Here is a 16,936-nt window from a genome sequence, read left to right as displayed (position 1 = left end):
GCGATTGGCGCAGCGGTAGCGCGCTTCCCTGACACGGAAGAGGTCACTGGTTCGATCCCAGTATCGCCCACAGACGAACCCCCGGCAGTCCGGGGGTTTCTCGCTGCCCAAAAATCCTCGCGCACCGCCCGCGGGGCGTCAGCTCCGGAACCTGGGGCGCCGCAGCGATGGCGCGGACGACAGCCACACACCGTAATCGGGCTTCTCCAATGTGCCGCCGAACACCGACGCATGGGCCACGGGCTGCCGCCCCGCGTCCAGGTGCGGACGGAGCCCCTGATCCCACCCGGCCGCGAGATAGGCGGGGATGTGCCCGCAGGTCTCGGTGGGATTCGCCGACAATCTCCTGCAGCCCGTTGAAGGGATAGAACACCGTTTCCGTGATCGGCACGGGCTGGTAGGTTCGCTGCCTTCGCTTCGCGGCACTCCGGGACCCCATCGACAGATGCGACAGGCACGCCAACGACCAGGCCGCCAGGCCGAGAACGGGTCCCAGGGACGGAATCGGCAGGAGGACGAAACCGCCCGCGACAAGCAGCACGCGGTCGCCTCTGGGCCACTGCCCGATTCGCCTGTAGAAATCGCTCACTGTTCTCCCCGGCCTGGCCTGATCCTCCCAAGGCGACGCGCGTGCGCGCACCGCCCAATTGGAGGGCCAGGCCCGTCCGGCGGATGCCTCGCGCCGCCGCGATCGCGTTCACGGACCGGGACGCGGTCCTGGCCGGGCAGGCGGGGGCGAAGGCTCCACGCGCGCCGCTAAAGTTGGAGAGGTTCGCACACAATTGAGGAGTTACACACGTGGTTGACGGCTTTGAGCTTTTCACCGACCGGTCCGTTGTCGCAATGCGCGTCAACGGCGAGCTCAGGGACCTCGCCGCGACGGTGACGCCGACGGATGACGCCCAGCCGGTCACCATCTCGTCCGCCGACGGTCTCAACATCCTTCGGCACTCGGCCGCGCACGTGCTCGCGCAGGCCGTGCAGACCGTGAACCCGTCCGCCCGCCTCGGAATCGGCCCGCCCGTCACCGACGGCTTCTACTACGACTTCGACGTCGCGGAGCCGTTCACCCCCGAGGACATCAAGTCGCTCGAGAAGGCCATGGACCGGATCATCCGGCAGGGCCAGCGGTTCGTGCGTCGGGTCGTGACCGCCGACGAGGCCAGGGCGGAGCTCGCCGCGGAGCCGTACAAGCTCGAGCTGATCGGGCTCAAGGGGGTCTCGACAAGCTTGACCACCGACAACGAGTCCGTCGAGGTCGGCGGCACCGAACTGACCATGTACGACAACGTCGACCCGAAGACGGGGGAGACCGTGTGGAAGGACCTCTGCCGCGGTCCCCACCTGCCCAACACGCGCATGATCGGCAACGGGTACTCGCTCACCCGGCTGGCCGCCGCCTACTGGCGCGGCTCGGAGAACAACCCGCAGCTGCAGCGGATCTACGGCACGGCCTGGCCCACCAAGGACGAACTGCGTGCCTACCAGGCCCGCCAGGAGGAGGCCGCCAAGCGCGACCACCGCAAGCTCGGCGCCGAACTCGACCTGTTCAGCTTCCCGGAGGAGATCGGCTCCGGCCTGCCCGTGTTCCATCCCAAGGGCGGCATCATCCGCCAGGAGATGGAGAACTACTCCCGCAAGCGCCACGCCGAGGCCGGGTACGACTTCGTTTACACGCCGCACATCACCAAGTCGAACCTGTTCGAAACCTCCGGGCACCTCGACTGGTACTCCGACGGCATGTTCCCGCCGATGAAGCTCGACGCCGAGTACGACGCCGACGGGCAGATGACCCGGCAGGGCGTCGACTACTACCTCAAGCCGATGAACTGCCCGTTCCACAACCTCATCTTCCGTTCCAGCGGCCGCAGCTACCGCGACCTGCCGATGCGGCTGTTCGAGTTCGGCTCGGTCTACCGCTACGAGAAGTCCGGCGTGGTGCACGGCCTCACCCGGGTGCGCGGGATGACCCAGGACGACGCCCACATCTACACCACGAAGGAGGGGATGAAGGAGGAACTCACCTCCACCCTCAACTTCGTGCTGAAACTCCTCGCCGACTACGGCCTCGAGGACTACTACCTCGAGCTCTCGACCAAGGACCCGAAGAAGTTCGTCGGCAGCGACGAGGCCTGGGACGAGGCCACCCAGACCCTCGCGGAGGTCGCCGAGGCATCCGGGCTCGAACTCGTCTCCGACCCGGGTGGTGCGGCCTTCTACGGTCCGAAGATCTCAGTGCAGGCGCGGGACGCGATCGGACGCACCTGGCAGATGTCCACGATCCAGCTGGACTTCAACCTGCCGGAGCGCTTCGACCTCGAGTACACCGCGCCCGACGGCTCCCGCCAGCGCCCGGTCATGATCCACCGCGCCCTGTTCGGCTCGATCGAGCGCTTCTTCGCCGTGCTGACCGAGCACTACGCCGGGGCGTTCCCGGTCTGGCTGTCGCCGGTGCAGGTCGTCGGCATCCCCGTCTCCGAACAGTACGGTCCCTACCTCGATGAGATCATCGGCCGGCTCAAGGCGGCGGGGGTTCGCGCCCAGGTCGACCACGCCGACGACCGGATGCAGAAGAAAATCCGCAACCACACCAAGGCCAAGGTGCCCTTCCAGCTGATCGTCGGTGAGGAAGACCAGGCCAACGGCACGGTGAGCTTCCGGTTCCGCGACGGGAGCCAGGACAACGGCGTGCCGGTGGCCGAGGCCATCACCCGCATCCTCGCCTCGATCGAGACCCGTGCCCAGGTCACCGGCCAGGGGCAGATCTAGATGGTTGCCGTCAACGACGAGGTCGGCGGCGGCGAGGTCGGCGGCGACCGGACCGGCGGTGACCCGTTCGAGGGCATCGAGCACTCGTCCGACTTCGCCGCGGTCCCGGATGCGTTCCAGCGACTGTGGACGCCGCACCGCCTCGTCTACATCCAGGACGGCCAGCAGCCGGAGGAGTCCGACTGCCCGTTCTGCCTCGCACCGAAGATGGCCGACGAGAAGGCGCTGATCGTGGCACGGGGCACGCACGCCTACGTGCTGCTGAACCTGTTCCCCTACAACAGCGGGCATCTGCTCGTCTGCCCGTACCGGCACATTGCGACGTATGACGAGGCTACGCCGGAGGAGATCGCCGAAATCGGTAGCCTGACCCAGGTGGCGATGCGCGTGCTCACCGAGGTGTCCCACTGCGACGGCTTCAACATCGGCATGAACCAGGGCCGCGTCGCCGGCGCGGGCATCGCTGAGCACCTGCACCAGCACATCGTGCCGCGATGGGCGCTCGACTCGAACTTCTTCCCGATCATCGCCAGGACGAAGGCCGTTCCCCGCCTGCTGGGCGAGGTGCGGCGCGAGGTCGCCGACGGCTGGCCGAAGGACGAAAACTAGCTTCACATTCACGCTCCGCGCGGCACTTCGCCGTGCGAAACTCACAAGACGCAAGGAATAGAATCAAGGCTATGACTGAAACCACTTCCGCCGAGCAGTTTGGTTCGAGCCGCGTCAAGCGCGGACTCGCCGACATGATGAAGGGCGGCGTCATCATGGACGTCGTCAACGCCGAGCAGGCCCGAATCGCCGAGGATGCCGGTGCCGTGGCCGTCATGGCCCTCGAGCGCGTGCCGGCCGACATCCGTTCCCAGGGTGGTGTCGCCCGGATGAGTGACCCCGACCTGATCGACAGCATCATCGCCGAGGTGTCCATCCCGGTGATGGCGAAGGCCCGGATCGGCCACTTCGTCGAGGCCCAGGTGCTCCAGGCCCTGAACGTCGACTACATCGACGAGTCGGAGGTGCTCAGCCCGGCCGACTACGTCAACCACATCGACAAGTGGAACTTCACCGTCCCGTTCGTCTGCGGCGCGACCAACCTGGGTGAGGCGCTGCGCCGCATCACCGAGGGTGCCGCGATGATCCGCTCCAAGGGCGAGGCCGGCACCGGCGACGTCTCCGAGGCCATGAAGCACATCCGCACCATCAAGGGTGAGATCGCCCGCCTCTCGTCGTTGAGCAAGGACGAGCTGTACGTCGCCGCCAAGGAGCTCCAGGCCCCGTACGAGCTCGTCGCCGAGATTGCCGCCACCGGCACGCTCCCCGTCGTGCTCTTCGTCGCCGGCGGCGTGGCCACCCCGGCCGACGCGGCCATGATGATGCAGATGGGCGCGGACGGCGTGTTCGTCGGCTCCGGCATCTTCAAGTCCGGCAACCCGCAGGCCCGCGCCAACGCGATCGTCAAGGCGGTCACGTTCTACGACGACCCGAGCGTCATCGCCGCCGTCTCCCGCGGCCTCGGCGAAGCCATGGTGGGCATCAACGTGTCCGACCTGGCCGCCCCGCACCGCCTCTCCGAACGCGGCTGGTAGTCCGCAGTTCGTGAGCGTTGGAGTTCTCGCCCTCCAGGGTGACTTCCGCGAGCATGCCGCGCTCCTCCGGGGGCTCGGCGCGGAGGTCGAACTCGTTCGCCGCCCGGAAGAACTGGACCGTGTGAACGGCCTGGTCATTCCGGGCGGCGAGTCCAGCGTGATGGACAAGCTTGCCCGCGCGTTCGGCCTGGCCGAACCGCTCCGCACCCGGATCCAAGCGGGACTGCCCGTCTACGGCACCTGCGCCGGCCTGATCATGCTCGCCGACACCGTCCTCGACGCCATCCGCGGCCAGGAAAGCCTCGGCGGGCTCGACATCGCGGTGCGCCGGAACGCCTTCGGCTCCCAGACGGCGTCGTTCGAAACCGACCTCGACGTTCCCGTGCTCGGCGCCGACCCGGTGCACGCGGTGTTCATCCGCGCGCCCGTCGTGGAGACCGTCGGGCCGCGTGCGACGGCGCTGGCCAGCCTCGCCGACGGCCGCTGCGTCGCCGTCGAGCAGGGCAACCTGCTCGGCACCTCCTTCCACCCCGAGATCACCGGCGAGCATCGGTTCCACGAGTACTTCCTGGCCACGGTCACTCGGGCCGGATTCCGTGGCTGAGGCCCGCCCATGACCCGTTTCGCGGCTCTCCTGCGCGGCATCAACGTCAACGGCATCACGATCGCGATGAACGACCTCCGCGGCACGTTCGAGGGCCTCGGCCACACCGGCGCGCGAACCGTCCTGGCCAGCGGAAATGTGCTCTTCGACACGGACCGGACGGATGCCGCCGCGATCAAGGCCCAGATCGAACGCGCCCTGAGCGACACGTTCGGCTATCAGGCGTGGATCGTGCTCATCGACACCGGCAGCCTGGCCCGGGTGGTGCGGGACTACCCGTTCGATCCCGGCCGGGAGGGCTGGCATCCGTATGTGGTCTTCGGCACTGCGCCGGCCGTGCTCGGCGAGCTCGCCGCCGAGGCGCCCGGGCTGGACCCGGCAATCGAACGGGTGGTGGCCGGAGACGGGGTGCTCTACTGGCAGGTGCTCCGAAGCGTCGGCATCACGAGTCCGTTCAGCAGGATGACCGGCAAGGCCAGGTACCGGTCGACGACGACGACCCGCAACCTGCGCACCCTGGACAAGCTGCTCGGCGCGCCACCGGCCGGGTGAAACGGCTCCCCACCGGGCGCCTCGGGTTAGACTGAACAGCACCCAATCGGTGCGATGACCACGCAGTACTGCGGCCGGCGGCGGCAGGCCGGCACCGATCGACAGCCAAGCGAGACAAACGGGAGATTCATGTCCGGACATTCCAAGTGGGCGACGACGAAGCACCAGAAGGCGGTCACCGACTCTCGTCGGGCCAAGGCCTTCGCCAAGTTGATCAAGAACATCGAGGTCGCGGCCCGGATGGGCGGCATCGACCTGTCCGGCAACCCGACCCTGGTCGACGCGATCCAGAAGGCCAAGAAGACCTCGGTTCCCAATGAGAACATCGACCGCGCCGTCAAGCGCGGCGGCGGACTGACCGGCGAGGCCGTCGACTACTCCACCATCATGTACGAGGGCTACGCGGCCCACGGTGTCGCCATCATGATCGAGTGCCTCACCGACAACAAGAACCGCGCCGCGGCCGAGGTGCGCACCACGGTCACCCGCAACGGCGGCACCATGGCCGACCCGGGCAGCGTCGCCTACAACTTCCACCGCAAGGGTGTCGTCGTCGTTCCCAAGGGCAACAACGTCACCGAAGACGACGTGCTCGCCGCGGTCCTGGATGCCGGCGCAGAAGAGGTCATCGACGAGGGCGAGAAGTTCGAGGTCCTCAGCGAGGTGCACGATCTCGTCGCCACCCGCACGGCCCTGCAGACCGCGGGAATCGACTATGACTCGGCCGACGTCGCGTTCATCCCGCAACTCAAGGTCGGGGTCGACGCCGAAACCGCCCGCAAGGTGTTCCGGCTGATCGACGCACTCGAGGAACTCGACGACGTGCAGAACATCTACAGCAACTACGACGTGTCGGCCGAGGTCATGGCGGAGCTCGAAGCCGAAAACGAGTAGCGGCCGATGAGCGTCCGGGTGCTCGGCATCGACCCCGGGCTCACCCGGTGCGGTGTGGGCGTGGTCGACGTGGCGGGGAACCGCACCGCGACCCTCGTTGACGTCACGGTGCTGCGCAGCGCCCCCGACCTGCCGTTGGAACAGCGGCTGCTCCTGATCAGCCGGGGACTCGAGGAGATGCTCGACCGGCACAAGCCGGCGTTCGTCGCGATCGAGCGGGTGTTCGCGCAGAACAATGTGCGCACCGTGATGGGCACCGCCCAGATCAGTGGTGTCGCCCTGCTGCTCGCAGCCCAGCGCGGCCTGCCCGTGACACTGCACACCCCGAGCGAGGTCAAGGCCGCGATCACCGGCCACGGCTCGGCCGACAAGGCGCAGGTCGGGGCCATGGTCGCCCGGGTGCTCGGCCTCACCGAGGTGCCCAGGCCCGCGGATGCCGCCGACGCCCTCGCCCTCGCCATCTGCCACGCCTGGCGCACCGGGATCTCCGGCGGGACCCTGCCCAGCGCCCCCGGCGTCACTGCCGGCAGTCTGACACCGGCCCAGAGGGCGTGGCGCGCCGCCGAACGAGGCTCGGTGTCGCCCGTGCCCCGTAGTCTTAAGCGGTGATCTCCTCCGTACGTGGCCTCGTCCTCTCCGCCCTGGGTTCAACGGTCGTGATCGAGGTCGGGGGAGTCGGCCTGGCGATCCAGGTCACCCCCACCACGGCGCTGTCGCTCCGTCAGGGCACGGAGGCACGCCTGGCCACCACCCTGATCGTGCGTGAAGATTCCCTCACCCTCTACGGCTTTCCCGGTGCCGACGAACTCGCGGTCTTCGAACTGCTCGTCGGCGTGACCGGGGTCGGCCCCAAGTCCGCCCTCGGTGTGCTGGCCGTACTCACCCCGAACCAGATCGCGCACGCGGTCTCGGCCGAGGACGACGGCGTCTTCCGCAAGGTCAGTGGCATCGGGCCGAAGACCGCCAAGCTCATCGTGCTCTCCCTGGCCGGCAAACTCGCCGTCACGACCGTGGCATCCGTCTCCGGCCGCCCGGTCGCCGGCACCGCCGCCGCGGGCGTGCAGGCCGCGCTGATCGGCCTGGGCTGGTCGGAGCGGGTGGCGGCGCAGGCCGTCGAGGAGACGCTCGCCGAAGCCGCCGACCCCGACCAGGTCGGCGTGGCGAGCCTGCTCCGCCTGGTCCTGGCCCGTCTCGGCCCGGCCCAGCAGGCATCGGAGCGACGCTCATGACCACCAATCCCGGAGCGACGAACCCGGGCCTGGCCGGCGACCCCGGCGTGGAACTGACCAACCCGACGCTCGAGGGGGAGGCGGAACTCGCCTTCGAGGGTGCCCTCCGCCCCCGCAGCCTGGGCGAGTTCGTCGGCCAGCACAAGGTGCGCGGGCAGCTGCAACTCCTGCTGACCGCCGCGACCATGCAGAACCGCACGCCCGACCACATCCTCCTGGCAGGCCCGCCCGGACTCGGCAAGACCACCCTGGCCATGATCATCGCCTACGAGGGCAATCGCCCGCTCCGGATGTCCAGCGGCCCGGCCATCCAGCACGCCGGGGACCTGGCCGCGGTGTTGTCCTCGCTGGTGCCGGGCGAGGTCCTCTTCATCGACGAGATCCACCGGATGGCCCGGTCCGCCGAGGAGATGCTCTACCTGGCGATGGAAGACTTCCGAATCGACATCATGGTCGGCAAGGGGGCCGGCGCCACGTCCATTCCGCTCGACCTCGCCCCGTTCACCCTCGTCGGCGCCACGACCAGGTCCGGCCTGCTGCCGAACCCGCTCCGCGACCGGTTCGGCTTCACCGCCCACCTCGAGTTCTACGCGGAGTCGGAGCTGGAACAGGTTCTCGGCCGCGCCGCCAGGCTGCTCGACCTTCCGATCGACCGGGAGGCCCTGGCGGAGATCGCCGGGCGCTGCCGCGGCACCCCGCGGATCGCGAACCGCCTGCTGCGCCGGGTGCGGGACTACGCGCTCGTGCACGGCGGAGACGCCGACCTGGCCGCCGTGCACGCCGCGCTGGAGCTCTACGACGTGGACGCGATCGGGCTTGACCGGCTCGACCGGGAGGTCATGCAGATCATCCTGACCCGTTTTGGGGGTGGCCCGGTCGGGCTGAACACCCTGGCCGTGTCGGTCGGGGAGGAGTCGGAGACCATCGAGGCGGTCGTGGAGCCGTTCCTGGTGCGGATAGGCTTCCTCACGCGCACCCCGCGTGGGCGCGTGGCCACTCCGGCGGCCTGGCGGCACTTCGGTCTCGTCGGTCCGCAGGGCGCCGCGCCTCCGGTCGCCCTCACCCTGGATGACCTATAATTCGAGTTGGTTCGTCACGAGCCATTCGCGCACGCTTCGGCCACCGCGCCGCAACCGGAAGGTTTCACAGTTTTATGGATCCGTTGACTCTTGTCATGCTCGCCGTTCTGGCCGTGCTTGTCTTCTTCATGTTCCGCAATGGCCGCAAGCGTCAGAAGGACCAGGCAGCTCTGCAGTCCCAGATGGTGGCAGGCGCCGAGGTCATGACCAACTTCGGCATGTACGGCACCATCCTGTCCATCGATGAGGAGGCCAACAAGGTCGCCCTCGAGATCGCCCCCGGCACCGTCGTGCACCTGCATCGCCAGACCATCGCCCGCGTCGTCGAGCCCACCGTGGCCGAGAGCGAATCCGAGGTCGAGCCTGCCCCGACCGCCCGGCTGAACCAGGACGACGCGATCGTCATGGGCGAGCCCGAGTTCGGCCAGCGCGTCACCGATGCAGAATCCGACGAAGAACCCAAAAAGGGCGACGCGTAACCAACCCCTCTCCCATGCCCGCGCCAATGGCGCGGGCATGGGATAAGAAAGCTGAGTTCCAAGGTGGCAAAGTCGACTCCGGCCAAGAAGGCCTGGCGTTCCCTGACCTGGCTGGGTGTGATCATTGTCGGTCTCATCGCCCTCAACAGCGCCGGCGTCCTGACCGGAGGCGGTTCCTGGGCTCCCAAGCTCGCCCTCGACCTCGAGGGCGGCACGCAGATCATCCTCGCGCCGAAGCTCGAGTCCGGACAGTCGGTGTCCCAGGAGCAGCTGAACCAGGCCGTGTCGATCATCCGCCAGCGGATCAACTCCTCCGGGGTCTCCGAGGCGGAGATCAACACCCAGGGCGGCCAGAACATCGTCGTCTCCATCCCCGGGATCCCCGACGACGCGACGATCAACCGGATTGAATCATCGGCGAAGCTCGAGTTCCGGCCTGTTCTGGTCGCCGGCGCCCCCTCAGCGGCCAGCGTCGGCGGAGACGGAACCGCCACCCCGACGCCGTCGCCCACGCCAGACCCGAACCTGTCGACCACGCCGACGGCCGTCCCGACCGACGGCAGCGACCTCAGTTGGGTGACCCCGGCGCTCCAGGCCCAATACGAGGCCTTTGACTGTAAGAAGATCGACACCTCGAACGTGGCGCCGGCCAAGGAAGCCCTGGTCACCTGCGAGTCAGACGGATCGATCAAATACATCCTCGGCCCGGTCGAGGTCAGCGGACAGAACGTCTCCAACGCCACCAACGGCCAGAAGACCACCCAGAGCGGCGCCACCACCGGCGAATGGGTCGTCAACATCGAGTTCGACGGCACCGGGACCACGGACTTCGCCACGGTCAGCACCCGGCTCAGCGGCCTGACCGGCGTGCAGAACCAGTTCGCCATCGTGCTCGACGGCAAGGTCATCTCCGCACCGCGCACCCTGGCCGTGATCACCGACGGCAACGCGCAGATCAGCGGAAACTTCACCCAGGCCTCCTCCAAGACGCTCGCCGACCAGCTCAAGTTCGGCGCCCTGCCGATCAGCTTCACCGTGCAGAGCCAGGACACCATCTCGGCCACGCTGGGCTCGACCCAGCTCGGCAGCGGCCTGATCGCCGGCCTGATCGGCCTGATCCTCGTCGTGCTCTACTCGCTCGTGCAGTACCGCCTGCTCGGTCTGGTCACGGTGGCCTCCCTGACGGTTGCCGCCCTGATCACCTACCTGCTGATCACGATCCTGTCCTGGCGGGAGGGGTATCGCCTCTCGCTCGCCGGTGTCGCCGGGTTGATCGTGGCCATCGGCATCACGGCCGACTCGTTCATCGTCTACTTCGAGCGGGTGCGCGATGAACTGCGCGACGGCCGCGGACTCGAGTCCTCGGTCGAGGCTGGCTGGAAGCGCGCCCTCCGCACAGTGCTGGCGTCGGACGCCGTGAATTTCCTCGCCGCGGGCGTCTTGTTCATCGTGGCCGTCGGCAACGTCAAGGGATTCGCCCTCACCCTCGGCCTCACGACGATCGTCGACGTCGCCGTGGTCATGCTCTTCACCCACCCCATGCTTCAGCTGCTCGCGCAGACGCGGTTCTTCAACGAGGGCCACCGGTTCTCCGGCCTCGACCCGCGCGCACTGGGTGCCACCTACCGGGGGAGAGCTAAGTTCGCTCCCTCCCCGCAGTTGCCGTCCGCCAAGCTGGCATCGGCGAGTCGCGAGGCCGCCAGGCGCCAGACCATCGCCGAGCGCAAGGCGGCAGAACTCGTCGGTTCCAACACGGATCGGTCGACCGACGGGAAGGATTCCTAATGGCCAGCTTCTCCCAGTTCGGCAACGACCTGCACACCGGCAAGCGTTCGTTGAACATCGTCGGACGACGCAAGACCTGGTACACGGTCGCAGCGGTGATGATCCTGATCGCCCTCGTGGTGCCGCAGCTCCGGGGCGGTTTCGTCTTCGGCATCGAATTCACCGGTGGCTCCGAATTCGTGGTGTCGGATGTGCCCAAGCAGGAACAGGCGACGGCCGCCAAGGCCGTGAACAGCATCGTGCCCTCCGCCGTGCCCAAGGTCTCCAACGTCAGCACCACCGGCATCCGGGTTCAGACCGACCAGCTCAGCAGTGAGGCCACCCGTTCGGTTCGGAAAGCCCTGGCCGACTCGTACGGTGTGTCGGCGGACAAGGTCACGGCGTCGTTCATCGGCCCGTCCTGGGGCGCGGACATCACCGGACAGGCCCTCCGCGGCCTCATCATCTTCCTCGTGCTCGCGGCCATCGGAATGGCGCTGTACTTCCGCACCTGGAAGATGTCGCTTGCGGCCATGGCAGCCCTGCTGCACGACCTGGTCATCACCGCCGGGTTCTACGGCATCACCGGATTCGAGATCACTCCGGCCGCCGTCATCGGCTTCCTGACCATCCTCGGCTACTCCCTCTACGACACTGTCGTGGTCTTTGACAAGATCCGGGAGAACACCAGGGAGGACGGGCCTGAGTCGCGGCGCACCTTCGCCGAGTCGGTCAACCTCGCCGTCAACCAGACCCTCGTGCGCTCGATCAACACCTCGGTGGTCGCCGTGCTGCCAGTCGGTTCCATTCTCTTCATCGGCGCGTTCGTGCTCGGTGCCGGCACCCTGCGGGACATCTCCCTCGCCCTCCTGATCGGCATCATCGCCGGCGCGTACTCCACCATCTTCATCGCCTCGCCGCTCTACGCCCAGCTCCGCACCCGCGAACCGGATGTGCGGAAGCGGGACAAGAAGGCGCTGCTGCTGCGCGCCAAGGCCGGCTCCGGCTCCAGGGTGGCCGAGGAGGTCTCCGCTTGAACCGAGCGTTCGTGCCGGTCATCGGGTCCCCCCGACTTCCGGTAGCCTGATTCAACTCTGCGAAGAGCGATAATTGGGTGAGGAGGTGAGGTGACGCGATGACCGAGATAACAACGCCTCCTGCCTCGCCGTCGTCGGCGGCGCTGCCGCCCGCCTCCCTTCGACGCCTGGTGCCGCGGATCTTCTCCCGTGCCCAGCCGGCCGGTGCCGTCGACACCCTGTTGAAGACCGTCCGGATGCACCATCCGAAGGTCGATCTGTCGATCATCGAGCGCGCATACGCCGCGGCCGAGGGAGCCCACGAGGGCCAGTTCCGCCGCAGCGGCGAGCCGTACATCACCCACCCGGTCGCGGTCGCCCAGATCCTCGCCGACCTCGGCATCGGTCCGAAGACCGTCGCGGCGGCTCTCCTGCACGACACCGTCGAAGACACCGAATACACGCTCGACCAGTTGAGGTCCGACTTCGGCGACGAGATCACGATGCTCGTCGACGGTGTGACCAAGCTCGACAAGGTCAAGTACGGCGACAGCACTCAGGCCGAGACCGTGCGCAAGATGATCGTGGCGATGTCCAAGGACATCCGTGTCCTCATCATCAAGCTCGCCGACCGGCTGCACAACGCACGTACCTGGGGTTTCGTGCCGGCGGAGTCCGCGGTGCGCAAGGCGACCGAGACGCTGGAGATCTACGCCCCCCTCGCGCACCGGCTGGGCATCCAGACGATCAAGTGGGAACTCGAAGACCTCTCCTTCGCGGTGCTCTATCCCAAGCTCTACGCCGAGATCGAGAGCCTGGTCAAGCAGCGCACCCCCCAGCGTGAAGAATTCGTGCAGCACGTCATCGACGCCATCGTCGACGACCTCAAGGCCGCCCGGATCAGGGGAAAGGTCGCCGGCCGGCCGAAGCAGTACTATTCGATCTACCAGAAGATGGTGGTGCGCGGCCGCGAGTTCGACGAGATCTACGACCTCGTGGGCATCCGTGTGCTCGTCAACTCCGTGCGCGACTGCTACGCCGTGCTCGGGGCCATCCATGCCAGGTGGACGCCGCTGCCCGGCAGGTTCAAGGACTACATCGCCACCCCCAAGTTCAACCTGTACCAGTCGCTGCACACCACGGTGCTCGGCCCGAGCGGCCGCGCCGTCGAGATCCAGATCCGCACCCAGGAGATGCACCAGCGGGCGGAGTTCGGCGTGGCGTCGCACTGGAAGTACAAGGAACAGACCACCGGGAAGAGTTCGGGACCCGGCCCGCAGAGCGACACCGACATGGCGTGGCTCGCGCACATCTCGGACTGGCAGGCGGAGACGGCCGACCCTGGCGAATTCCTCGACTCCCTCCGCTACGAGATCGGTGCCAAGGAGGTCTACGTCTTCACCCCCAAGGGCCGGGTGATCGGGTTGCCGACGGGAGCGACCCCGGTGGACTTCGCCTACGCCGTGCACACCGAGGTCGGCCACCGCACCATGGGCGCCAAGGTCAACGGAAGGCTCGTGCCCCTGGAGAGCCCGTTGATCACGGGGGACGTGGTCGAGGTGTTCACGTCGAAGAACCCCGACTCCGGTCCCAGCAAGGACTGGCTGGGCTTCGTCAAGAGCCCCCGAGCCCGCAACAAGATCCGCCAGTGGTTCACCAAGGAGCGCCGCGACGAGGCGATCGAGCAGGGCCGGGATGCCATCGCCCGCGCGATGCGCAAGCAGAACCTGCCGTTGCAGAAGCTGATGAACCAGGACTCCTTCGCCGAGGTCGCCGCGGTGATGAAGTACGAAGACGTGTCCGCGCTCTACGCCGCCGTCGGCGAAGGCCACGTCTCGACCCAGTCCGTGCTCGAGAAGGTCGTCGCCACGCTGCAGAGCGTGGAAGAGAGCGACGCGACCGACCTCCCCTTCGCGCCGCACGGCAGAACCCAGACCCTCCGGAACAGCGACTCCGGAATTCTCGTTCGCGGCGCCCCAGACATCCTGGTCAAACTGGCGCGCTGTTGCACCCCCGTCCCCGGCGACAAGGTCGTCGGCTTCATCACCCGCGGCGCCGGCGTGTCGGTGCACCAGGCCAGCTGCCGCAACGTGCAGTCCCTGCTCAAGGAGCCGGAGCGGATGATCGACGTGGACTGGGCTCCCACCTCGAAGAGCCTGTTCCTGGTGCAGATCCAGATCGAGGCGCTCGACCGGTCCGGTCTCCTGTCGGACGTCACCCGGGTGCTCTCCGAGCACCACGTGAACATCCTGTCGGCCACCGTGCACACCTCGAGCGACCGCCTCGCGATCAGCCGGTTCGTCTTCGAGATGGGGGACACCACCCACCTCGACCGCGTGCTCAACGCGGTCCGCCGGATCGACGCCGTCTACGACGTCTACCGCGTCAACGACGGCTAGAGGCGGCCGCCGGCCGCCGCGAGCCGATCCAGGGCGAGGATGCGAAACGGCACGTACGCGCGGTTGCAGCGCACCAGCGCCTGTTCGGGGCCGCCCGGCCCGCAGAGGTCGAGCAGTGCGCGGATGAGCGGAACGACGTCGACGTCCGGGTTCGGCCAACGGGCAAGGTCCACCAGCGTACGGAGAGGCCGCGTCACCCGCAGCCCGGTGGCCGTCATCGTGTCTTCGCGCGCGCAGGTCACCTCCCGCAGGATCAACCTGGCGGACGGCTCCAGGTGCACCCGCGCTCCGATGTCCACGCAGAAGTGGTGGCGTCGAGGCTCCGACGCGAGCCCGTGGATCCACGCGGCGGTCAGGCGTTCGGCGATGGCCCTCGCCGGCACGAGCAGCGCGGCGGCCTGTTCCCGGGTGGCCCGGCCGTCGAGTTCGTCGACCGGGCACCAGAAATCGCCGACGGTGAAGAGTTCACCGTCGAGCCGGGCGCTGGACAGTTCGGCGACGGGCAGGTCCAGTCCGGAGAGAACGGAACGCAGCCTGGTTGTCATCGGACCAGAGTGGAGCCGGCACGGGCGCCCGGACAGGCAAAACGGGGATCTGTGGACAGATCCCCGTTCTCACTGCTGTGGACGAGTCGGGCGGACCCGCTGGGACCTATTGCCCGATGGCCTTCAACCACGCCTTGCGCGTCTCGAGGGCTTCGGTCGCCGCGGCGATGGCGGCGGCGTCCTTCCCTGCCTTCGCTTCGTCGAGCTCGGCCTCGAGCTTGGCGATGGCGTCGTGCAGCTGGCCGGCGAGACCCTCGGCGCGGGCCTTCGTCTCCGGGTTGTTGCGCTTCCAGTGGTCGTCGTCGAGCTTGCGCACGGCGGCCTCCACCTTGCGCATGCGGTCCTCGACACCCTTCACCGAATCGCGCGGCACCTTGCCGAGCGCGTCCCAGCGGCGCTGGATCGAACCGAGAGCGGCGCGCGCCTTGGTGCGGTCGGTCTCGGTGAGCAGCAGCTCGGCCTCCGTCAGCAACTCGAGCTTCTGGGCCAGATTGCCGGCGAATTCCTCGTTGTCCTGGGCGTCGATCTCGTTTTTCACGGAGTACAGCACGTCGCCGGCGGCCTTGAACTTGGCCCACATCGCGTCGTCCTGCTTCTTGCCGCTGCGCCCGGCCGACTTCCAGTCGTCGAGGAGGGTGCGGTAGACGGGGATGCCGTCTGCGCCCTTGGCGGCAAGCGCCTCGGCCTGCTCGATGAGCTGCTGCTTGCGGTTGCGAACGTCCTTGTGGGCGCTGTCCAGATCCGCGAAGAAAGCCTTGCGGTTTTGCTCGATCGTCGTGCGCGCGGCGCGGAATCGCTTCCACAGGTCGTTGGCCTCGCCCTTGGGGATGCGGGGCGCGTCGTGCTGGTGGGCCTGCCACTTCGCGAAGAGTGACTCCAGCGCGGCGCTGGTCTGCTTCCACTGCGTCTTGGCAGGGTCCTCGGCGGCAAGCGCCTCGGCCTCGGCCACGATGGCGGCGCGTTCGGCGACGGCGGCCGCGGCTGCGGCCTTCGCCTCGGCGCCCTGCTGCTCGGTGAGCTCGGACACCGCGCCGCCGAGGGCGCCGAGGCGGGTCGCGAGGGCAGCCAGGTTGCCGACCGCGTTCGCGGTGGCGACCGCCTCGGTCAGGTGCGCGACGGACTTCGCGATGTCGGCCGCGGGAGCGCCGCCCTTGGCGCGCTGTTCGAGGAGCGTGACCTGTCCGTTGAGCTCAACGTACTTGCGCTCGAAGTAGGCCAGCGCCTCTTCCGGGGTTGCGTCCGGGTACTGTCCGACGGCACGTTCGCCTGTCGCCTCGCGCACGTAGACCGTGCCGGATTCGTCTACGCGACCCCACGGTTGCTGATCTGTCGTAGTCAAGAGCCTCACCTTTAAATGTCGTTGTCTGCCCACGGATGAGCCAATACCCGGTCAAGCCTATTGCAAGCCCGACCGCTGTTCGCGTGAAACTACTTAACTGATATCTGAGCGATGGTCGTCGGGACGACGGGCTTGCCGTCCGCGCCGCCGCCCTCCACCCCCGCGGCAACGATCTCGGCCTTCACCCGGTCGAGTCCGACGGTGACCCGGCCGAGCACGGTGTACCCGCCCGCGGCGTCCGCCGGGATGGTCGTGTCGTCATAGACGATGAAGAACTGGCTGCCCATGCTGTAGGCGTTTCCGCCCTGGCGGGCCATGGCGATGGTGCCGGCCGGGTAGATGTCGGCGGCGGGGGCGTTCTCGACCGGGCCGTAGCTGTAGCCGGGGCCGCCCGTGCCGTCGCCCTGAGGGTCGCCGCACTGCAGCACGGAGAAACCTCCGGTGGTGAGACGGTGGCAGGACACTCCCGTGTAGAAGCCGGATTTGACCAGGTTGATCATCGAGGACACGGCCTGCGGGGCCGCGGCGCCGTCGAGCTCGAACCCGAGGGGGATGCCGTTGAGGTCCATCGTGCCGGTCCACGCCCGGCCCTCGGCGAGTGTGGCGGCGGGCACGTCGCCCGTGTTGGCCCCGGCTGCGGCGGTGGGCGTGGCGGCAGGCGTGGCGGCAGGCGTCGCCGCGGCG

At 68.0% G+C, this 16,936-nt stretch carries 16 protein-coding genes and 1 tRNA gene; 14 read left to right on the top strand and 3 right to left on the bottom strand.

Going from position 1 to position 16,936, the window contains the following annotated elements:
- The 14 genes from E3T48_RS16075 to E3T48_RS16010 all read left to right on the top strand — a co-directional run bounded on the left by E3T48_RS16075 (position 1) and on the right by E3T48_RS16010 (position 14,368).
- Positions 1-70, top strand: a tRNA-Val gene (locus tag E3T48_RS16075).
- A 773-nt stretch (positions 71-843) separates the two neighbouring features.
- Positions 844-2,769, top strand: a complete 1,926-nt coding sequence (gene thrS / locus E3T48_RS16070) for a threonine--tRNA ligase (protein ID WP_241986881.1) — start codon at positions 844-846, stop codon at positions 2,767-2,769.
- Positions 2,770-3,378: an HIT family protein gene (locus tag E3T48_RS16065; protein WP_134525027.1), complete on the top strand. Its 609-nt coding sequence runs from the start codon at positions 2,770-2,772 to the stop codon at positions 3,376-3,378.
- Positions 3,379-3,449: 71 nt separating this feature from the next.
- Positions 3,450-4,352 carry a pyridoxal 5'-phosphate synthase lyase subunit PdxS gene (gene pdxS / locus E3T48_RS16060; RefSeq protein ID WP_134525026.1) on the top strand — a complete coding sequence of 301 codons (903 nt, stop codon included), beginning with the start codon at positions 3,450-3,452 and terminating at the stop codon, positions 4,350-4,352.
- Between the two features lie 10 nt (positions 4,353-4,362).
- Complete coding sequence (gene pdxT / locus E3T48_RS16055) at positions 4,363-4,956, top strand: pyridoxal 5'-phosphate synthase glutaminase subunit PdxT (protein WP_134525025.1); 594 nt, start codon at positions 4,363-4,365, stop codon at positions 4,954-4,956.
- A 9-nt stretch (positions 4,957-4,965) separates the two neighbouring features.
- Positions 4,966-5,508 carry a DUF1697 domain-containing protein gene (locus E3T48_RS16050; RefSeq protein WP_134525024.1) on the top strand — a complete coding sequence of 181 codons (543 nt, stop codon included), beginning with the start codon at positions 4,966-4,968 and terminating at the stop codon, positions 5,506-5,508.
- A gap of 129 nt (positions 5,509-5,637) precedes the next feature.
- Positions 5,638-6,402 carry a YebC/PmpR family DNA-binding transcriptional regulator gene (locus tag E3T48_RS16045; protein ID WP_134525023.1) on the top strand — a complete coding sequence of 255 codons (765 nt, stop codon included), beginning with the start codon at positions 5,638-5,640 and terminating at the stop codon, positions 6,400-6,402.
- A 6-nt stretch (positions 6,403-6,408) separates the two neighbouring features.
- Positions 6,409-7,011 carry a crossover junction endodeoxyribonuclease RuvC gene (gene ruvC / locus E3T48_RS16040; protein ID WP_134525022.1) on the top strand — a complete coding sequence of 201 codons (603 nt, stop codon included), beginning with the start codon at positions 6,409-6,411 and terminating at the stop codon, positions 7,009-7,011.
- Entirely contained in the window at positions 7,008-7,631 is a 624-nt protein-coding gene (gene ruvA / locus E3T48_RS16035; protein ID WP_134525021.1) for a Holliday junction branch migration protein RuvA, read from the top strand. The genes ruvC and ruvA overlap by 4 nt, the downstream gene beginning before the upstream one ends.
- The gene (gene ruvB, locus E3T48_RS16030) at positions 7,628-8,710 is read left to right on the top strand and encodes a Holliday junction branch migration DNA helicase RuvB (RefSeq protein WP_134525020.1); all 1,083 of its coding nucleotides are present in this window, start codon (positions 7,628-7,630) and stop codon (positions 8,708-8,710) included. The genes ruvA and ruvB overlap by 4 nt, the downstream gene beginning before the upstream one ends.
- A 74-nt stretch (positions 8,711-8,784) precedes the next feature.
- On the top strand, positions 8,785-9,189 hold the full coding sequence (gene yajC, locus E3T48_RS16025) for a preprotein translocase subunit YajC (protein ID WP_134525019.1): 405 nt from the start codon (positions 8,785-8,787) through the stop codon (positions 9,187-9,189).
- A 63-nt stretch (positions 9,190-9,252) separates the two neighbouring features.
- The gene (secD, locus tag E3T48_RS16020; RefSeq protein WP_134525018.1) at positions 9,253-10,974 is read left to right on the top strand and encodes a protein translocase subunit SecD; all 1,722 of its coding nucleotides are present in this window, start codon (positions 9,253-9,255) and stop codon (positions 10,972-10,974) included.
- A complete protein-coding gene (gene secF / locus E3T48_RS16015) occupies positions 10,974-11,990 on the top strand; it encodes a protein translocase subunit SecF (RefSeq protein WP_134525017.1) in 1,017 nt (338 codons plus the stop codon). Before secD ends, secF begins: the two co-directional genes overlap by 1 nt.
- A gap of 98 nt (positions 11,991-12,088) precedes the next feature.
- Positions 12,089-14,368 carry a RelA/SpoT family protein gene (locus E3T48_RS16010; protein WP_134525016.1) on the top strand — a complete coding sequence of 760 codons (2,280 nt, stop codon included), beginning with the start codon at positions 12,089-12,091 and terminating at the stop codon, positions 14,366-14,368.
- Here E3T48_RS16010 and E3T48_RS16005 read toward each other — a convergent pair.
- From E3T48_RS16005 to E3T48_RS15995, 3 genes are all read right to left on the bottom strand, one after another.
- Positions 14,365-14,913: a type IV toxin-antitoxin system AbiEi family antitoxin gene (locus tag E3T48_RS16005; protein ID WP_134525015.1), complete on the bottom strand. Its 549-nt coding sequence runs from the start codon at positions 14,911-14,913 to the stop codon at positions 14,365-14,367. The genes E3T48_RS16010 and E3T48_RS16005 overlap by 4 nt on opposite strands.
- Positions 14,914-15,019: 106 nt before the next feature.
- Positions 15,020-16,252: a DUF349 domain-containing protein gene (locus tag E3T48_RS16000; RefSeq protein WP_134525014.1), complete on the bottom strand. Its 1,233-nt coding sequence runs from the start codon at positions 16,250-16,252 to the stop codon at positions 15,020-15,022.
- Between the two features lie 89 nt (positions 16,253-16,341).
- A partial coding sequence (locus E3T48_RS15995) for a peptidylprolyl isomerase (protein ID WP_134525013.1) occupies positions 16,342-16,936 on the bottom strand: 595 nt, incomplete at its 5' end.

Origin of the sequence: Cryobacterium fucosi (assembly GCF_004403515.1) — a bacterium.
GTDB lineage: Bacteria > Actinomycetota > Actinomycetes > Actinomycetales > Microbacteriaceae > Cryobacterium > Cryobacterium fucosi.
Note: the sequence above shows the minus strand (reverse complement) of the source record. Positions and strands in the feature narration are given on the sequence as shown.

What these genes read in the sequence shown, in the direction of transcription:
- thrS (WP_241986881.1), top strand. Translation starts at nt 844, where the DNA reads ATGCGCGTCAACGGCGAGCTCAGGGACCTCGCCGCGACGGTGACGCCG.
- E3T48_RS16065 (WP_134525027.1), top strand. Translation starts at nt 2,770, where the DNA reads ATGGTTGCCGTCAACGACGAGGTCGGCGGCGGCGAGGTCGGCGGCGAC.
- pdxS (WP_134525026.1), top strand. Translation starts at nt 3,450, where the DNA reads ATGACTGAAACCACTTCCGCCGAGCAGTTTGGTTCGAGCCGCGTCAAG.
- E3T48_RS16050 (WP_134525024.1), top strand. Translation starts at nt 4,966, where the DNA reads ATGACCCGTTTCGCGGCTCTCCTGCGCGGCATCAACGTCAACGGCATC.
- E3T48_RS16045 (WP_134525023.1), top strand. Translation starts at nt 5,638, where the DNA reads ATGTCCGGACATTCCAAGTGGGCGACGACGAAGCACCAGAAGGCGGTC.
- ruvC (WP_134525022.1), top strand. Translation starts at nt 6,409, where the DNA reads ATGAGCGTCCGGGTGCTCGGCATCGACCCCGGGCTCACCCGGTGCGGT.
- ruvB (WP_134525020.1), top strand. Translation starts at nt 7,628, where the DNA reads ATGACCACCAATCCCGGAGCGACGAACCCGGGCCTGGCCGGCGACCCC.
- yajC (WP_134525019.1), top strand. Translation starts at nt 8,785, where the DNA reads ATGGATCCGTTGACTCTTGTCATGCTCGCCGTTCTGGCCGTGCTTGTC.
- secF (WP_134525017.1), top strand. Translation starts at nt 10,974, where the DNA reads ATGGCCAGCTTCTCCCAGTTCGGCAACGACCTGCACACCGGCAAGCGT.
- E3T48_RS16010 (WP_134525016.1), top strand. Translation starts at nt 12,089, where the DNA reads ATGACCGAGATAACAACGCCTCCTGCCTCGCCGTCGTCGGCGGCGCTG.
- E3T48_RS16005 (WP_134525015.1), bottom strand. Translation starts at nt 14,913, where the DNA reads ATGACAACCAGGCTGCGTTCCGTTCTCTCCGGACTGGACCTGCCCGTC.